The organism is Pseudomonas sp. BF-R-24, from assembly GCF_019947335.1.
GTDB lineage: Bacteria > Pseudomonadota > Gammaproteobacteria > Pseudomonadales > Pseudomonadaceae > Aquipseudomonas > Aquipseudomonas jessenii.
In genome coordinates, this window is record NZ_JAGYGG010000012.1 from 49,452 (window position 1) to 66,734 (window position 17,283).

A 17,283-nucleotide genomic window follows, 5' to 3' on the forward strand; every position below is an offset into this window, starting at 1 on the left:
TCTTTTTTTTGCCTGGCGGATACTTATATTCGGCCAAGCAAGAGCAGGATCAACAGCACCACCAATACGACGCCGATGATACCGGACGGGCCGTAACCCCAACTTCTGGAGTGCGGGAAGACCGGTAAACCACCGATCAGTAACAGGATCAGAATGATGATCAGTATTGTGCCCATGTCTATTTCCTTGTCGAAAATGCAGTGGATTGACCATGCCAATCAAGGTCAGCTGGAATGAAGTAAATTCGAGCTGCTTAAAAATTCGGACTCTTGCGCTTGCAGGAAAATTCCAAGTTTTTTTGAAGTATTTCGCACGGGTTCTTATTTTTTGTAGTTGCCTTGATTGCGTCAGACGCTCCCGCAGTTTGCTCGGGCCATTCAGCAATCTGATGGAGCGTGGGTCGGGCAATTTCCTTCGCTACACTCGGTGCATCTTCCAAGAACAACAAGGCTGTCTGCTATGCAAAATCGCATGATGATCACTGGTGCAGGCTCTGGCCTGGGTCGCGAAATCGCGCTGCGCTGGGCGCGTGAAGGCTGGCAACTGGCTTTGTCGGACGTCAGCGAGCCCGGCTTGCAGGAAACCCTCAAGCTGGTCCGCGAAGCGGGCGGCGACGGTTTCATCCAGCGCTGCGACGTACGCGATTACAGCCAGTTGACAGCGTTCGCCCAGGCCTGCGAGGTCAAACTCGGCGGCATCGATGTCATCGTCAATAACGCGGGTGTAGCGTCTGGCGGGTTCTTCAGTGAGTTGTCCCTGGAGGACTGGGACTGGCAGATCGCGATCAACCTGATGGGCGTGGTCAAGGGCTGCAAGGCTTTCCTGCCACTGCTGGAAAAAAGCAAAGGCAAGATCATTAACATCGCGTCCATGGCCGCGCTGATGCAAGGCCCGGCGATGAGCAACTACAACGTGGCCAAGGCGGGCGTGGTGGCGTTGTCCGAAAGCCTGCTGATCGAGCTGGCGCATCAGGAAGTCGGCGTGCATGTGGTGTGTCCGTCGTTCTTCCAGACCAACCTGCTGGACTCCTTCCGTGGTCCGACCCCGGCCATGAAAGCCCAGGTCGGCAAGTTGCTGGAAAGCTCGCCCATCAGCGCCGCCGACATCGCCGACTACATCTATCAGCAGGTCGCCGCCGGCGAGTTCATGATTCTGCCCCACGAACAGGGCCGCATGGCCTGGGCGATCAAGCAGAAGAACCCGCAATTGCTCTACAACGAAATGACCGCCATGGCCGACAAAATGCGCGCCAAGGCCAGGCAATCCGCAAGCTGATCTTGCCCGCAGGCAACGCTGTGGTTAGGGTGGCCGCCATCGGCCATCCTCGCGAGACGCTTGCATGCTCAATTACCTGTGGTTTTTCGTCGCCGCGCTGTTCGAAATTGCCGGTTGCTTTGCCTTCTGGATGTGGCTGCGCCAGGGTAAAAGCATGTGGTGGGTGGTGCCGGCGCTCCTGAGCCTGACCCTGTTCGCCCTGCTGCTGACCCGGATCGAAGCCACCTACGCCGGCCGCGCCTACGCCGCTTACGGTGGCATCTACATCGTTGCCTCAATCGGCTGGCTGGCCGTGGTCGAGCGGATTCGCCCGCTGGGTTCGGACTGGCTCGGCGTGGCGCTGTGTGTGATCGGCGCGAGCATCATTCTGTTCGGGCCGCGATTCTCCGCGTCCTGACAGATCGGCCCTACAATCAACCGGTCTGTCAGACCTTTCCGTAAGTGGTGTGCGTCAAGGGCTGTCAGTCCGGTCTGGTTTGCTGTCGGAGCATTGTAGGCGTACCGGGGGCCGGGCATCTTCAAGGGCCAGAAACCCCTGAAGGACACTCCTCATGCTCGTACTCACTCGCGTTGTGGGCGAAACCATTTCCATCGGTGACAACATTTCCGTGCGCGTTCTCGCGATCAACGGAAACAACATCCGCTTTGGCGTTGAGGCGCCTCAGGACGTCAATGTGCACCGCTGCGAAATCTACGAACGCATCCAGAACAAACTGGCGAAAACCAAGGGACGCTGAAGACCTCAGTCAAACAGGTGCTTGGGCACATCGTGCTTGAGCATCAGTTGGCACTGCTCGCTTTCCGGGTCGAAGACAATCAGTGCCTGACCCTTGGTCAACGCCTGGCGCACGCGCAGTACGCGGGTTTCCAGGGGGGTGTCGTCACCATTGTCTGTGCCGTCGCGGGTCACGAAATCCTCGATCAGGCGGGTGAGGGTGTCGACTTGAAGTTGGTCGTGGGGGATCAGCATAGGCACCTCGGTTGGATCAATGGCGCGATGCTACGGCGATTGGGCGAGGACAGCCAGCCCGGGATTTTGTGTTGTCTGACAGATTGCCTTCGCGAGCAAGCCCGCTCCCACAGTTGACCAGGTTACTCCAGGAAAATGCGGTCGAATGTGGGAGCGGGCTTGCTCGCGAAGGCGTCAGATCAGACACCGAATATCTCAGTGACTCAACTCAGTTCTCCGACCGCTGCCCCACCAGGCTGTCCACCGACGGCACCCGTGTATCGCTTTCCATCTGTGTGTCATGTTCAAGCTGATGGCTGAAGCGGTCCAGTGAGCCTTTGGCCGGTTGCGCATCGCTGGCAAACACGGGCGGGCTGAGGATATATACACCGAGCAGGCGGCTCAGGGCGGCGAGGCTGTCGATGTGGGTGCGCTCGTAACCGTGGGTGGCATCGCAGCCGAAGGCGAGCAGGGCGGTGCGAATGTCGTGGCCGGCGGTGACCGCTGAATGGGCGTCGCTGAAGTAGTAGCGGAACAGGTCCCGGCGTGCCGGCAACTCGTTGTCGCAGGCCAGGCGCAGGAGGTGGCGCGACAGGTGATAGTCATACGGCCCGCCGGAATCCTGCATCGCGATGCTCACTGCGTGCTCGCTGGAATGTTGGCCAGGCGCGACCGGTGCGATGTCGATGCCGACGAACTCACTGACGTCCCAGGGCAACGCCGCCGCCGCGCCGCTGCCGGTTTCTTCGGTGATGGTGAACAGCGGATGGCAGTCGATCATCAGCTCTTCACCACTGTCGACAATGGCCTTGAGCGCCGCCAGCAGTGCGGCCACCCCGGCCTTGTCGTCGAGGTGACGGGCGCTGATGTGGCCGCTTTCGGTGAACTCCGGCAGCGGGTCGAAGGCGACGAAATCGCCGACGCTGATGCCCAGCGACTCGCAGTCGGCACGGGTGGCGCAGTAGGCGTCCAGACGCAATTCGATGTGATCCCAACTGATCGGCATCTCATCCACGGCGGTATTGAATGCGTGCCCGGAAGCCATCAGCGGCAAGACGCTGCCGCGGATCACGCCATTGTCGGTAAACAGGCTGACCCGGCTGCCCTCGGCAAAGCGGCTGGACCAGCAGCCGACGGGCGCGAGGGTCAGACGGCCGTTGTCCTTTACTGCACGCACCGCCGCGCCGATGGTGTCCAGATGGGCGGAAACGGCGCGGTCGGGGCTGTTCTTCTTGCCCTTGAGCGTGGCGCGGATGGTGCCGCGACGGGTCAGCTCGAAGGGAATGCCCAGTTCTTCAAGACGTTCGGCGACGTAGCGCACGATGGTGTCGGTGAACCCGGTGGGGCTGGGAATGGCGAGCATTTCCAGCAGCACTTTTTGCAGATAGCCGAGGTCCGGTTCGGGGATTTTGCTGGTCATGGAAACTCCTGATTGGTTATCGCCTGTACGGCCGCCTTCGCGAGCAAGCCCGCTCCCACATTCGACCGCATTTGTATGGAGTAACTCGGTCAACTGTGGGAGCGGGCTTGCTCGCGAAGGGGGCGGTCCAGAAAACACATCACTAAGAGACCACCGGCTGACTGTACGGAAACAACAGATCCACAAACCGCTCCGCCGTCGGCTGCGGTTCGTGGTTGGCCAGCCCGGCCCGTTCGTTGGCTTCGATAAATACATAGTCCGGCTCATCAGCGGCGGACACCATCAAGTCGAGGCCGACCATGGGAATGTCCAGGGCCCGAGCCGCGCGGACGGCGGCGTCCACCAGCGTCGGGTGCAGGATCGCCGTGACATCCTCAAGCACGCCGCCGGTATGAAGATTCGCCGTGCGCCGTACGAACAGGTGCTCACCGGCCGGCAGAATGCTGTTGTAGTCGTGTCCGGCGGCACGCAAGGTGCGCAGGGTTTCCTGGTCCTGCGGGATCTTGCTTTCGCCGCCCGTGGCCGCCTGTCGCCGTCGGCTCTGGGCTTCGATCAATGTACCGATGGAGTGTTGGCCGTCGCCGACCACTTCGGCTGGCCGGCGAATGGCGGCGGCGACCACTTCAAAACCGATCACCACAATGCGCAGGTCCAGGCCCTCGTGGAAACTTTCCAGCAGCACGCGGCTGTCGAAGTGGCGAGCGGCTTCTATGGCTTGCTGCACTTCCTCTATGGTGCGCAAATCCACCGCCACCCCTTGGCCCTGTTCACCATCCAGTGGCTTGACCACCACGCGCTGGTGTTCATCGAGGAAGGCCAGATTGTCATCGGCGTTACCCGCCAGTTGCTGCGCCGGCAGGTTCAACCCTGCTGCCTTGAGCACTTTGTGGGTCAGGCTTTTGTCCTGGCACAGGGTCATGCTGACGGCGCTGGTCAGGTCGCTCAGGGATTCACGGCAGCGTACCCGGCGCCCGCCATGGCTGAGGGTGAACATCCCGGCGTCGGCGTCATCGACGTGCACATCGATGCCACGACGGTGTGCTTCTTCGACAATGATCCGCGCGTAGGGGTTGAACGCGGCTTCCGGGCCGGGTCCGAGAAACAGTGGCTGATTGATGCCGTTCTTGCGCTTGATGGCGAAGGTCGTCAGGTTGCGAAACCCGAGCTTGGCGTAAAGGTTTTTCGCCTGGCGGTTGTCGTGCAGCACCGACAGGTCGAGGCAGGCGAGCCCGCGACTCATGAAGTGTTCGATCAAATGCCGCACCAGCACTTCACCGACACCCGGCCGCGCACAATGCGGGTCGACCGCCAGGCACCACAGGCTGCTGCCGTTTTCCGGGTCGTTGAAGGCCTTGTGGTGGTTGAGGCCCATGACGCTGCCGATGACCGCGCCGCTGTCCTCGTCTTCGGCCAGCCAGTACACCGGGCCGCCCAGATGGCGCGGCGTCAGCAGGGTGGCATCGATCGGCAACATGCCGCGGGCCTGATACAGCTGATTGATCGCCTGCCAGTCGGCATCGCTTTGCGCGCGTCGAATGCGGAAACCGCGAAACACCCGGGTCGCCTGACGGTAGTCGCTGAACCACAGGCGCAAGGTATCGGACGGGTCGAGGAACAGCTGCGTCGGCTCCAGCCCCAGCACTTGCTGGGGCGCGGCGACGTACAGGGCAATGTCCCGCTCGCCGGGCTGCTCGTTGAGCAACTCCCCGGCCAGGCTCGCGGCATCGGCAAAGGTGTGGCCGATCAGCAAGCGCCCCCAGCCGCAATGCACGGCAATCGGCGCCCCGCCGAGTTCACTGCCATCCTCGGCCAGACGTGCTTGCAAGCGTTCGTAGGAGGGCGACTGGCCGCGCAACAGGCGTTGGCTGAAAGCCGTGGCGTGAGGTTTCATCGGTCAGATTCCTTGTTCGCTGAGCCACAGGTTGAGGGCCGCCAGTTGCCACAGCTTCGAGCCGCGCAATGGTGTCAATTGCCCCTGTGGATCAGTCAGTAGACGGTCGAGCATCGCGGGGTTGAACAGGCCGCGATCCTGGCTGGGATCAAGCAGCAGCTCGCGCACCCATTCCAGCGTATCGCCCTGCAAATGCTTGAGGCCCGGCACCGGGAAGTAACCTTTCTTGCGGTCGATCACTTCACCGGGAATCACTTGTCGCGCCGCTTCTTTCAAGACTTGCTTGCCGCCGTCCGGCAGTTTGAAACGTCCCGGAATCCGTGCCGACAGCTCCACCAGGCGGTAATCGAGAAACGGCGTGCGCGCTTCCAGGCCCCAAGCCATGGTCATGTTGTCGACCCGTTTGACCGGGTCGTCCACCAGCATCACCGTACTGTCCAGACGCAAGGCCTTGTCCACCGCCGCATCGGCACCGGGCTGGGCGAAATGGGCTTTGACGAAGTCACCGGCGGCGTCATTCGCGGTCAGCCATTTCGGTTGCACGGTGGCGGCGTAGTCGTCGTAACTGCGGTCGAAAAACGCTTCGCGGTACGCGGCATACGGATCACTCGCGCCGTCCACTTGCGGATACCAGTGGTAACCGGCGAACAGTTCATCGGCGCCCTGGCCGCTCTGGACGACCTTGCAGTGTTTGGCCACCTCCCGTGACAACAGGTAGAAGGCGATGCAGTCATGGCTGACCATCGGTTCGCTCATGGCACGGAACGCGGCGGGCAGTTGTTCGATGATTTCCTTTTCGTCGATGCGCAGTTGATGGTGCTGTGTGCCGTAGTGTCGGGCGATCAGGTCCGAATACTGGAACTCGTCTCCACGCTCGCCGCCGGCATCCTGGAAGCCGATGGAGAAGGTCGACAGATTGTCCACGCCGACTTCCCGCAACAGCCCCACCAGCAGGCTTGAATCGACACCGCCGGACAGCAGCACGCCGACATCCACCGCCGCACGCTGACGAATCGCTACCGCTTCGCGGGTGCTGTCGAGCACACGGTCGCGCCAGTCCTCAAGGGTCAGATTCGTCTCATCGGCGTGAGGGCCGTAGGGCAGGGTCCACCAGGTTTTCTGTTCGGTGCGGCCATCGGCTTCGATGCGCATCCAGGTGGCCGGCGGCAGTTTTTCAATGCCCGCCAGCAAAGTGCGCGGTGCCGGGACCACGGAGTGGAAATTCAGATAGTGATTGAGCGCCACGGGATCGAGGATCGGGTTGATGTCGCCGCCCTTGAGCAATGCCGGCAGCGCCGAGGCGAAGCGCAGGCGCTGGTCGGTGCGCGAGAGGTACAGCGGTTTCACGCCGAGACGGTCGCGGGCCATGAACAGGCGTTGGGCATCGCGCTCCCAAACGGCAAAGGCAAACATGCCGTTGAGTTTTGGCAGCAAGGCTTCGCCCCACGCGTGATAACCCTTGAGCAACACTTCGGTGTCGCCACCGGAATAGAAGGCGTAACCCAGGCTTTCAAGTTCCGCGCGCAGTTCTGGAAAGTTGTAGATCGCCCCGTTGAAGGCCAGGGACAAGCCCAGTTGCGGGTCGATCATCGGCTGCGCCGAGCCATCCGACAGGTCCATGATCTTCAGGCGCCGATGGCCCAGGGCAACCGGCCCCTGGCTATGAAATCCCCAGGCGTCGGGGCCGCGGGGGGCCAGGTGATGGGTGATTCGTTCAATGGCTGCAAGGTCTGCAGGTTGATGATCAAAACGTAACTCGCCAGCTAATCCGCACATAAATTCCTTACCGGTTTTTCCGTTGGGGAGGGTCGATCGATACCGCGCCGAAACGGCGGGTACTCAGAAAGTGACCCTCCTCGGTAAGGGGAGTTTTAGATCGATGAGTTATATGCGCGCCAGACCACGGCCGAATCGCCCCGTGAGGGCGACTTCGGCTGCTGTATCGACTACTTGCCCCGGATCAGGCGTCGCAGGGCAAATCGGTTGGGGTGACAGGCTTCGGCCACGCTTCTGGGCAACGGCAGGGGTTCGTTGTCCAGCCAGGCTGCCAGCAGTTCTGCGGACAGCGGCGCGGTGATCAGGCCGCGCGAGCCGTGACCGCTGTTGACGTACAAACCGTCAAGCCATGGGCATGCGACGTCCGGCACCTGCCGGGCATCCTTGCCCAGCGCCGCATACGCCTGAGTGAACGCCTGGGTGTCGGCCAAGGGGCCGACGATTGGCAAGTAGTCGGGGCTGGTGCAGCGAAAAGCGGCGCGCCCCTGGAGACTTTCAGGCGCAAGTTTATCGGCCTGTAAACGCTCGACCAGATCGTGGGAAATCTCTTCGAGCATGGCCAGGTTGCCCAGGTGTTCTGCCGTGGTCGGTGTCAGGTCATCGCTCTTGAAATCGAAACTGGCCCCCAGGGTGTGTTCGCCCAAACGGGCGGGGGCGACATAGCCTTCGGCACACACCACGGTGCTCAGGGCCTGGCTTTGCGGAGTTTGCGCCAAACGGGTGATTTGCCCGCGAATGCGCTTGAGCGGCAGCTCGGCGCTCTCGGGGAAACGCTGGATCTCAGCCGCACCGGCGAGCACCACCACGGGAGCATCGGCAAGCAACCGCTCGCCGTCCCAGGCTTGCCAACGGCCTTCAACCTTGCGCAGTTCCAGCGCATCGTGATGGGTGAGCAATTGAATCTGTGGATGTGCAGCCTGCCACTGGCACAGCGCCGGTGGGTGGACCCAGCCGCCTTCGGGATAGAACAGGCCGCCGTGTGCCAGTCCGATACCGGCCACGGCCTGTGCTTCGGGTTGATCCAGCAGGTGCAGCAAGTCCGCTGGAAACGCCGAGGCCAATTGCGCCTGGCGTTCGGCTTCCTTGGCATTGAAGGCCAGTTGCAGCACGCCGCAATCGTCCCAGTCGCGGCCCCGTTGCAAGTGTTCGAGCAGACGTCGGGTGTAGCCGAATCCACTGACGATCATTTGCGACAGCGCCGTGCCATGGGCGGATAACTTCAGGTAGAGCACACCCTGCGGGTTGCCCGAGGCTTCCCGGGCGATGGCGTCGTGGCGCTCCAGCAATGTCACTTGCCACCCCCGCGCGGCGAGGCTGGCGGCGCTGGCACAACCGGCCAGGCCGGCACCGATCACCAGTGCCTGGCGCTCGCCGGTCAGCGGGGCCGGGCGGGCGAACCAGGGTTTATCCAGGGCCGGGGCCGGCGTTTCCCGGGGCCAGCCGAGGAACTCGCCGCGCAGGATCTCCCATTTGTGGCCGATGCCGGGAGTGCGTTTCATCTTGAAGCCGGCGGCGTTGAGCAGACGCCGCACCCAGCCGGTGCTGGTGAAGGTGCTGATGGATGCACCGGGAGCGGCCAGGCGAGCCAGCTCGGCAAACAGTTCGGCGGTCCACATGTCGGGGTTTTTCGCCGGGGCGAAACCGTCGAGGAACCAGGCGTCGATTCGGGCATCGAGTTGCGGCAGTTGCTCCAGTGCATCACCGATCAGCAGCGTCAGGGTGACGCGGCCGTGGTCCAGCGTCAGGCGCTGAAAACCCTGATGGATGGCCACGTATTGCTCAAGCAGTTGATCGGCAAATACCTTGAGTTCCGGCCACAGTGCCAGGGCCCGTTGCAAGTCGTCCGGGCTCAGCGGGTATTTCTCTACGCTGACAAAATGCAGCCGCGCTCCGGCCGCTGCGTGTTGCTCGAACACCTGCCAGGCGCACAAAAAATTCAGCCCGGTGCCGAACCCCGTCTCACCGATGACCAGCCGCCCACCCTTGGGCAAGGCGGCAAAGCGTTCGGCCAGTCGATTCTGCTCGATGAATACATAGCGGGTTTCATCCAGCCCTGACTTGTCGGAGAAGTACACATCGTCGAACACTCGCGAATACGGGCGACCTTGGTCGTCCCAGTCGAGCTGGGCGTGGGGCAATACAGGTTTCATGGCAGGCTCGGCAACGGCAAGGGCGCCATTCTAGCCGATTGAAGGTGTGGTGCTTGATCCGTGGCAAGGTATGAACGGGCTGAAACCGGGAAAATCATCAACCTGCACAAAGCCCCCTCGCCACAGGAATCCGCAACCATCCGGAAAATCTCCACTGACCTTCAGGTCCATCCGCTAGTCTTGCTCACATCTGGAAGGGAGCCGCCCATGTTTGAATCCGCCGAAATCGATCACGCCATCGACAAAGAAACCTACGACGCCGAAATCCCGGCCCTGCGCGAAGCGTTGCTCGAGGCGCAATTCGAATTGCAGCAGCAACGCCGCTTCCCGGTGATCATTTTGATCAATGGCATCGAAGGTGCCGGCAAGGGTGAGACGATCAAGGTGCTCAACGAGTGGATGGACCCGCGCCTGATCGAGGTCCGCACGTTCGATCAGCAAACCGACGAAGAGCTGGCGCGGCCACCGGCCTGGCGGTACTGGCGGATGCTCCCGGCCAAGGGGCGCATGGGGATTTTCTTCGGCAACTGGTACAGCCAGATGCTGCAGGGGCGGGTCCATGGCGAGTTCAAGGATCCGCGTCTGGATCAGGCGATCAATGCCGCCGAGCGCCTGGAAAAGATGCTCTGCGATGAAGGTGCGCTGATCTTCAAGTTCTGGTTTCACCTTTCAAAGAAGCAAATGAAGGCACGCCTCAAGGCACTGGCCGACGACCCGCTGCACAGCTGGCGCATCAGCCCGCTGGACTGGCAGCAGTCGCAAACCTACGACAGGTTCGTGAAATATGGTGAACGGGCGCTGCGCCGCACCAGTCGCGTTTATGCACCCTGGCATGTGATCGCCGGGGCGGATGCCCATTATCGCAGCCTGGCCGTGGGGCGGATTCTGCTGGCGGGCCTGCAGGGTGCATTGAAGCGACCGAAGATCCATCCGGAAAAGGTCAGTGCCGCGCCAGTGTTCCCCAGTGTCGATCAAGTGAACCTGATCGACAGCCTGGACCTGACCCTGCAGTTGGACAAAGAAGATTACGAAGAACAACTGATCACCGAGCAGGCGCGGTTTTCCGGGTTGATGCGTGACAAACGCATGCGCCGCCACGCGCTGGTGGCGGTGTTCGAAGGCAACGACGCGGCCGGCAAGGGCGGGGCGATCCGCCGGGTAGCGGCAGCGCTTGATCCGCGCCAGTACAGCATCGTGCCGATTGCCGCGCCCACCGAGGAAGAACGGGCGCAACCGTATCTGTGGCGCTTCTGGCGGCACCTGCCGGCCCGGGGCAAGTTCACCGTGTTCGACCGCTCCTGGTATGGCCGGGTGTTGGTGGAGCGCATCGAAGGTTTTTGCAGCCCGGCAGACTGGCTGCGTGCCTACGGTGAAATCAACGATTTCGAAGAACAGCTCACCGACGCCGGTGTGATCGTGGTCAAGTTCTGGCTGTCCATCGATAAACAGACGCAACTGGAGCGCTTCGAAGAGCGCGAAAAGATCCCCTTCAAACGCTTCAAGATCACTGAGGACGACTGGCGCAACCGTGATAAATGGGACGACTATCGCGCGGCGGTCGGCGACATGGTCGACCGGACCAGCACCGAGATTGCGCCATGGACCCTGGTGGAAGCCAACGACAAACGCTGGGCGCGGGTAAAAGTCTTGCGCACCATCAACCGGGCACTGGAGGAGGCTTTCGAAAAATCCGCCAAGCATGAGCGCAAGCGTAAGGACAAGGATTGAGGCCATGGTTACGCATACGCGGGGTGAATGATCGTCGCGGTCGGTGAAGAGCTGGACTTATGCTCGGTCCACTCTCAACCGATAACAACAATGAGGTATGTCATGCGTGAAGTGGTGATCGTCGACAGCGTGCGGACCGGCCTGGCCAAATCCTTTCGCGGTAAATTCAACATGACCCGCCCGGACGACATGGCGGCACACTGTGTCGATGCACTGTTGGCGCGCACCGGTATCGATCCGGCGAGCGTCGAGGACTGCATCGTTGGCGCCGGCTCCAACGAAGGCGCCCAGGGTTTCAATATCGGTCGCAATGTCGCGGTGCTCTCGCGCCTGGGCATCGGCACGGCCGGCATGACCCTCAACCGGTTCTGTTCCTCGGGCCTGCAGGCGATCGCCATTGCCGCCAACCAGATCGCTTCGGGTTGCAGCGACATCATCGTCGCCGGCGGCGTCGAGTCCATCAGCCTGACCATGAAGAGCGTCAACACCGACAACCTGATCAATCCGCTGCTCAAGGAACAGGTGCCGGGCATCTACTTCCCGATGGGCCAGACTGCTGAAATCGTCGCGCGTCGGTACAACGTCAGCCGCCAAGAGCAGGACCTGTATGCGTTGCAAAGCCAGCAGCGCACCGCAGAGGCTCAGGCCGCCGGGCTGTTCACTGATGAAATCGTGCCGATGTCGGTGAAGTATCGCGTCGAAGACAAGGCCACAGGTCAGGCACAGATCCTCGACGGCATCGTCGACCGCGATGACTGCAACCGCCCGGACACCACCCTGGAAAGCCTGGCCGGGTTGAAACCGGTGTTTGCCGAAGATGGCTCGGTCACGGCGGGCAACTCTTCGCAACTGTCTGACGGCGCGTCCATGACTCTTGTGATGAGCCTGGAGAAAGCGCTGGAACTGGGGCTCAAGCCGAAAGCGTTCTTCCGCGGCTTTACCGTGGCCGGTTGCGCGCCGGACGAGATGGGCATCGGCCCGGTGTTTTCGGTACCGAAACTGCTCAAGGCCAAAGGCTTGCGGATTGATGACATCGACCTGTGGGAACTCAACGAAGCGTTCGCCTCGCAGTGCCTGTACAGCCGCAATCGCCTGGAAATCGACAACGCCCGGTACAACGTCAACGGCGGCTCGATTTCCATCGGTCACCCGTTCGGCATGACCGGCTCGCGCCAGGTCGGGCATCTGGTTCGTGAATTGCAGCGACGCAATCTGCGGTACGGCATCGTCACCATGTGCGTGGGTGGCGGGATGGGGGCTACGGGGTTGTTTGAGGTGGTGAGGTAAACTCCGGTTTTTTGCGTTGTCTGCCAGATAGCTTTCGCGAGCAAGCCCGCTCCCACATTGAACGGTGTACGCGGTCAACTGTGGGAGCGGCGGTGCGGCGATCCGACTTGCTCGCGAATGCAGGCGCCGCGGTCTTTCACTTTACGACCCGCACAGTTTCATTCGCGGCCAGACCGAAACTGTGCCTGTGTACGCCAAGGCTCCAGGCCTAGAATGTCGACTCCTGTCAGTTGGCGTTGGGGTTCACATGCACATTTCATCGGGTCGCTGGGGTTACGGTCTGTTCCTGGCTTTGTTGACCGCGTTGTTGTGGGGAATCCTGCCGATCAAGCTCAAACAAGTGTTGCTGGTAATGGACCCGGTGACGGTGACCTGGTTTCGCCTGATGGTATCCGGCGGCTGCCTGTTCATTTACCTGGCGGCCACCAGGCGTCTGCCCAGCCGCAAGGTGCTCGGTCCTCATGGTGGCTGGTTGGTGCTGATGGCGGTACTCGGCCTGGTCGGTAACTATGTGTTGTATCTGATGGGCCTGAACCTGCTCAGCCCCGGTACGGCGCAACTGGTAGTGCAGATGGGACCGATCATGCTGCTGATCGCCAGTCTGTTTGTGTTCAAGGAGCGTTTCAGCCTGGGGCAGGGGATTGGCCTGCTGGTGCTGCTGATCGGCTTTGCGCTGTTTTTCAACCAGCGCTTGAGTGAGTTGCTCACGTCTCTGACCGACTACACCGCCGGTGTGCTGCTTGTGTTGCTGGCGTCCACGGTCTGGACCTTCTATGCCCTGGGGCAGAAGCAATTGCTGACGGTGTGGAATTCGCTGCAGGTGATGATGGTGATCTACCTGTTCTGCGCAGCGCTGTTGACGCCGTGGGTGCATCCGCTCGAAGCGTTGCAATTAAGCCCCTTGCAGGGTTGGTTGCTGCTGGCGTGCTGCCTCAACACCCTGATTGCCTATGGCGCGTTTGCCGAGGCCCTGGCCCATTGGGAAGCCTCCCGGGTCAGCGCGACGCTGGCCATCACGCCGTTGGTGACCTTTGCCGCGGTTGCCATGGCTGCGTGGCTGTGGCCCGACTATGTGCATGCCGAGACGATCAATGGCCTGGGATATGGCGGTGCGGTGCTGGTGGTGCTGGGGTCGGCGCTGGTGGCGTTGGGGCCTTCGTTGATTGCCGGGCTGAAGGCGCGGAAGGTGCGGATGGCAGCCAGTTAGACTGCGTTATCGTTCATCGCGGGCAAGCCACGCTCCCACAGGGTTTGCGTCGTCCACAATATCAATGAACGACTCAGCACCTGTGGGAGCGTGGCTTGCCCGCGATGACGGACGATCAGGTGCTACCGATTCAGCCCTTGGCCCCAGCCTCCAGCATGTTCTCCGGCCTCACCCACGCATCGAACTCTTCGTCTGTCAGATACCCGAGCTGCAACGCCGCTTCGCGCAAGGTCAGGCCTTCGCTGTAGGCTTTCTTGGCGATCTCCGCCGATTTGTCATAGCCGATGTGCGGGTTGAGTGCCGTCACCAGCATCAAGCCACGCTCCAGGTGCTCAGCCATTTTTTCTGCATCCGGCTCCAGACCGGCCACGCAGTGCTGCTGGAAGTTGCTGCAGCCATCAGCCAGTAAACGGATCGATTGCAGCAGGTTGTGGATGATCACCGGTTTGAACACGTTGAGCTGCAAGTGGCCCTGACTGGCGGCAAAGCCAATGGCGACATCGTTGCCCAATACCTGGCAGGCCAGCATCGACAGCGCTTCGCATTGGGTCGGGTTGACCTTGCCCGGCATGATCGAACTGCCCGGTTCATTGGCCGGCAGCCTGACTTCGGCGAAGCCGGCGCGTGGGCCGGAACCCAGCAGGCGCAGATCGTTGGCGATTTTCATCAGCGTCACGGCGAGGGTTTTCAGCGCGCCGGACAGCGTGGTCAGCGGCTCATGACCGGCCAGCGCGGCAAACTTGTTCGGCGCGGTGATAAACGGCAAACCGGAGAGGGCGGCCAATTCTGCGGCGATGGCCTCACCGAAGCCGTGGGGTGAATTGAGCCCGGTGCCGACGGCCGTTCCGCCCTGGGCCAGCTCGCAGACCGCGGGCAGTGCGCTGCGGATCGCCCGCTCGGCGTAATCGAGTTGCGCGATGAAGGCCGAGATTTCCTGGCCGAAGCTGATCGGTGTCGCATCCATCATGTGGGTGCGGCCGGTCTTGACCAGTTTCATGTGGCGTGCGGCCAGTTCGGCCAGACCGCCAGACAGTTCGCTGATCGCCGGCAGCAAGTGCTGTTGCACTGCCTGGACGGCCGCGATATGCATGGCGGTGGGGAAGCAGTCGTTGGAGCTCTGGGAGCGATTGACGTGATCGTTGGGGTGCACCGGGGACTTGCCGCCACGGGGGTTGCCGGCCAGCTCGTTGGCGCGACCGGCGATCACTTCATTGACGTTCATGTTGCTCTGGGTACCGCTGCCGGTTTGCCAGACCACCAGCGGAAACTGGTCGTCGTGGTCACCGGCGAGCACCTCGTCGGCCGCCTGCTCGATCAGGCGGGCGATATCGGCGGGCACGTCGCCATTGCGATCATTGACCCGTGCCGCGGCTTTCTTGATCAGCGCCAGGGCATGCAACACGGCCAGCGGCATGCGTTCGTTGCCGATGGCGAAGTTGATCAGCGAGCGTTGCGTCTGAGCGCCCCAATAGGCTTCATCCGGGACTTCAACCTGGCCGAGGCTGTCGGTTTCGATACGGCTCATCTTGCTCACTCCTGTAGGTCCGATTGCGCAGTTTAGGCCGTGATCGACGGCCGTGGTTCCATCAGTCTGAAATTGACCATTCAACCCCTCTAAATCAAGTGCGACAAGGCTTGGGGTTGAGCGACACACTTTTTTAGGCGCAGAATGGACGCCCTTGGGGTCTTACCTCGCCAGCTAAAAAAGGAAACTCGATGACTCGTCTTCGTGCCATCTGTACCGCCGTTGCTTTGGTCTGCGCCAGCGGCCAGGTTCTTGCCGACACCGCCAGCCATAACGCCAGTGCCGAGGCTTTCCTGACCATGGCGCACGCTGACAAACTGGGCACCCCTGTGTACATGCAAGTACAGCAGATGTTTGCCCAGCGTTTCGAACAGACCAAAGCCCCTGAGTCGAAAAAGGCCGTGCTGGAAACCTACCAGGCCAAGGCCAACGCCGCTCTGGACCAGGCCATTGGCTGGAACAAGCTGAAACCGGACATGGTCAAGCTCTACACCACCAACTTCACCGAATCCGAGCTCAAGGACCTGGTTGCGTTCTACCAGTCGCCACTGGGCAAGAAAGTCCTGGAAAAAATGCCTCAGCTGACCCAGCAATCGGCCCAGATGACCCAGGCCAAGCTGGAAAGCGCGGTGCCTGTGGTCAACAAGCTGCTGGCTGACATGACCGCCGAGCTGACGCCGAAAGACGCAGCCGCGCCAGCCAAGAAAAAGCCTTAAGCGGAGTTCGGTATGACCATGCAACAACGCATCGAATCGACGCTGGGCCTGCTTCAGCCCGAGCATCTGCAAGTGCTGGATGAAAGCCACATGCACAGCCGTGGGCTGCAAACCCATTTCAAGGCTGTGGTCGTCAGTACGCAGTTCGAAGGCCTGAACCGGGTCAAGCGCCACCAGAAGGTCTACGGCACGCTTGGCGAGCTGATGGGCGAGTTCCATGCGTTGGCGCTGCATACCTACACGCCAGAAGAATGGGCACAGATTGACGCAGCTCCGGCCTCGCCGACCTGTGCCGGCGGCAGCAAGCACTAAACACCGGTTTTTTGTTAGAATGCCCAACGCGCCGCTAACCCGGCGCGTTTTTTTTCGCATCCGGTTCACCCCTTACGAGGGTAGCCACCTGGAGATTTACCCATGACACAACAGATTGTCGTGGCGGCACTGTATAAGTTCGTCACCCTGGAAGATTACGTCGCCCTGCGCGAGCCCCTGCTGCAAGCGATGGTCGACAACGGCATCAAAGGCACGCTGCTGATTGCCGAAGAAGGCATCAACGGCACCGTGTCCGGCAGCCGCGAAGGCATCGACGGGCTGATGGCCTGGCTCAAGAACGACCCGCGCATGGACGACATCGACCATAAAGAGTCGTACTGCGACGAGCAGCCGTTCTACCGCACCAAAGTCAAACTCAAAAAAGAAATCGTCACCCTCGGCGTGGAAGGCGTGGACCCGAACAAAAAGGTCGGCACCTACGTCGATCCGCAGGATTGGAACGCGCTGATCAGCGACCCGGAAGTGTTGTTGATCGACACCCGTAACGACTACGAAGTCTCGATCGGTACCTTCGAAGGCGCCATCGACCCGAAAACCACCAGTTTTCGCGAATTTCCCGATTACATCAAAGCCAACTTCGACCCGGCCGTGCACAAGAAGGTCGCGATGTTCTGCACCGGTGGCATCCGCTGCGAGAAGGCCTCTAGCTACATGCTCAGCGAGGGCTACGGTGAGGTTTTTCACCTCAAGGGTGGCATCCTGAAGTACCTCGAGGAGGTGCCGCAGGAAGAAACCAAGTGGCAGGGCGATTGCTTCGTGTTCGACAACCGCGTGACCGTTCGTCACGACCTGAGCGAGGGCGACTACGATCAATGTCATGCCTGCCGCACGCCTGTGAGTGTGGAAGACCGCGCGTCCGAGCATTACGTGGCCGGCATCAGTTGCCCGCATTGCTGGGATAAGCTGAGCGAGAAGACCCGTCGCAGTGCGATCGACCGGCAGAAGCAGATCGAACTGGCCAAGGCTCGTAACCAGCCTCACCCGATCGGCTTCAACTACAAGCAAGCATCTACCGAGGCCTGAACC

Annotated in this window: 16 protein-coding genes; 9 read left to right on the forward strand and 7 right to left on the reverse strand. The window is 61.3% G+C overall.

Going from position 1 to position 17,283, the window contains the following annotated elements; all coding sequences use genetic code 11:
• Positions 1-23 precede the first annotated feature (23 nt).
• Entirely contained in the window at positions 24-182 is a 159-nt protein-coding gene (locus tag KGA98_RS12135; protein ID WP_172435350.1) for a DUF3309 family protein, read from the reverse strand.
• Between the two features lie 277 nt (positions 183-459).
• Between KGA98_RS12135 and KGA98_RS12140 the strand changes: the two genes are divergently transcribed.
• From KGA98_RS12140 to csrA, 3 genes are all read left to right on the forward strand, one after another.
• Entirely contained in the window at positions 460-1,275 is an 816-nt protein-coding gene (locus tag KGA98_RS12140; protein ID WP_057713747.1) for an SDR family oxidoreductase, read from the forward strand.
• Between the two features lie 64 nt (positions 1,276-1,339).
• A complete protein-coding gene (locus KGA98_RS12145) occupies positions 1,340-1,672 on the forward strand; it encodes a YnfA family protein (protein ID WP_154860297.1) in 333 nt (110 codons plus the stop codon).
• 154 nt (positions 1,673-1,826) lie between these two features.
• Positions 1,827-2,012, forward strand: coding sequence for a carbon storage regulator CsrA (csrA, locus tag KGA98_RS12150; RefSeq protein WP_154860296.1), 186 nt, complete (start codon positions 1,827-1,829; stop codon positions 2,010-2,012).
• Positions 2,013-2,017: 5 nt separating this feature from the next.
• Here csrA and KGA98_RS12155 read toward each other — a convergent pair whose 3' ends face one another.
• The 5 genes from KGA98_RS12155 to mnmC form a co-directional block, all read right to left on the reverse strand.
• Positions 2,018-2,245 (reverse strand): YheU family protein, encoded by a 228-nt coding sequence (locus tag KGA98_RS12155; protein WP_056727184.1) that lies wholly within the window; start codon positions 2,243-2,245, stop codon positions 2,018-2,020.
• 208 nt (positions 2,246-2,453) lie between these two features.
• Positions 2,454-3,644, reverse strand: coding sequence for an osmoprotectant NAGGN system M42 family peptidase (locus KGA98_RS12160; protein WP_223502416.1), 1,191 nt, complete (start codon positions 3,642-3,644; stop codon positions 2,454-2,456).
• Between the two features lie 142 nt (positions 3,645-3,786).
• A complete protein-coding gene (gene ngg, locus KGA98_RS12165; protein ID WP_223502417.1) occupies positions 3,787-5,535 on the reverse strand; it encodes an N-acetylglutaminylglutamine synthetase in 1,749 nt (582 codons plus the stop codon).
• A 3-nt stretch (positions 5,536-5,538) separates the two neighbouring features.
• Positions 5,539-7,311 carry an N-acetylglutaminylglutamine amidotransferase gene (locus KGA98_RS12170; protein WP_223502418.1) on the reverse strand — a complete coding sequence of 591 codons (1,773 nt, stop codon included), beginning with the start codon at positions 7,309-7,311 and terminating at the stop codon, positions 5,539-5,541.
• Positions 7,312-7,481: 170 nt separating this feature from the next.
• Positions 7,482-9,461 (reverse strand): bifunctional tRNA (5-methylaminomethyl-2-thiouridine)(34)-methyltransferase MnmD/FAD-dependent 5-carboxymethylaminomethyl-2-thiouridine(34) oxidoreductase MnmC, encoded by a 1,980-nt coding sequence (gene mnmC / locus KGA98_RS12175; protein WP_223502419.1) that lies wholly within the window; start codon positions 9,459-9,461, stop codon positions 7,482-7,484.
• Positions 9,462-9,668: 207 nt separating this feature from the next.
• Between mnmC and pap the strand changes: the two genes are divergently transcribed.
• The 3 genes from pap (at position 9,669) to KGA98_RS12190 (ending at position 13,683) form a co-directional block, all read left to right on the forward strand.
• On the forward strand, positions 9,669-11,189 hold the full coding sequence (pap, locus tag KGA98_RS12180) for a polyphosphate:AMP phosphotransferase (protein ID WP_154863392.1): 1,521 nt from the start codon (positions 9,669-9,671) through the stop codon (positions 11,187-11,189).
• A gap of 102 nt (positions 11,190-11,291) precedes the next feature.
• Positions 11,292-12,476 carry a thiolase family protein gene (locus KGA98_RS12185; RefSeq protein ID WP_223502420.1) on the forward strand — a complete coding sequence of 395 codons (1,185 nt, stop codon included), beginning with the start codon at positions 11,292-11,294 and terminating at the stop codon, positions 12,474-12,476.
• A 247-nt stretch (positions 12,477-12,723) separates the two neighbouring features.
• Complete coding sequence (locus KGA98_RS12190) at positions 12,724-13,683, forward strand: DMT family transporter (RefSeq protein ID WP_223502421.1); 960 nt, start codon at positions 12,724-12,726, stop codon at positions 13,681-13,683.
• A 130-nt stretch (positions 13,684-13,813) separates the two neighbouring features.
• On the opposite strand, the gene KGA98_RS12195 is transcribed toward KGA98_RS12190, so the two are convergent.
• Entirely contained in the window at positions 13,814-15,208 is a 1,395-nt protein-coding gene (locus KGA98_RS12195) for a class II fumarate hydratase (protein ID WP_223502422.1), read from the reverse strand.
• A 191-nt stretch (positions 15,209-15,399) separates the two neighbouring features.
• Between KGA98_RS12195 and KGA98_RS12200 the strand changes: the two genes are divergently transcribed.
• The 3 genes from KGA98_RS12200 to KGA98_RS12210 all read left to right on the forward strand — a co-directional run bounded on the left by KGA98_RS12200 (position 15,400) and on the right by KGA98_RS12210 (position 17,280).
• Positions 15,400-15,924, forward strand: a complete 525-nt coding sequence (locus tag KGA98_RS12200) for a DUF2059 domain-containing protein (RefSeq protein WP_007997268.1) — start codon at positions 15,400-15,402, stop codon at positions 15,922-15,924.
• 12 nt (positions 15,925-15,936) lie between these two features.
• A complete protein-coding gene (locus tag KGA98_RS12205) occupies positions 15,937-16,236 on the forward strand; it encodes a BolA family protein (RefSeq protein ID WP_090457159.1) in 300 nt (99 codons plus the stop codon).
• A gap of 102 nt (positions 16,237-16,338) precedes the next feature.
• The gene (locus KGA98_RS12210) at positions 16,339-17,280 is read left to right on the forward strand and encodes a rhodanese-related sulfurtransferase (protein WP_223502423.1); all 942 of its coding nucleotides are present in this window, start codon (positions 16,339-16,341) and stop codon (positions 17,278-17,280) included.
• Positions 17,281-17,283 lie beyond the last annotated feature (3 nt).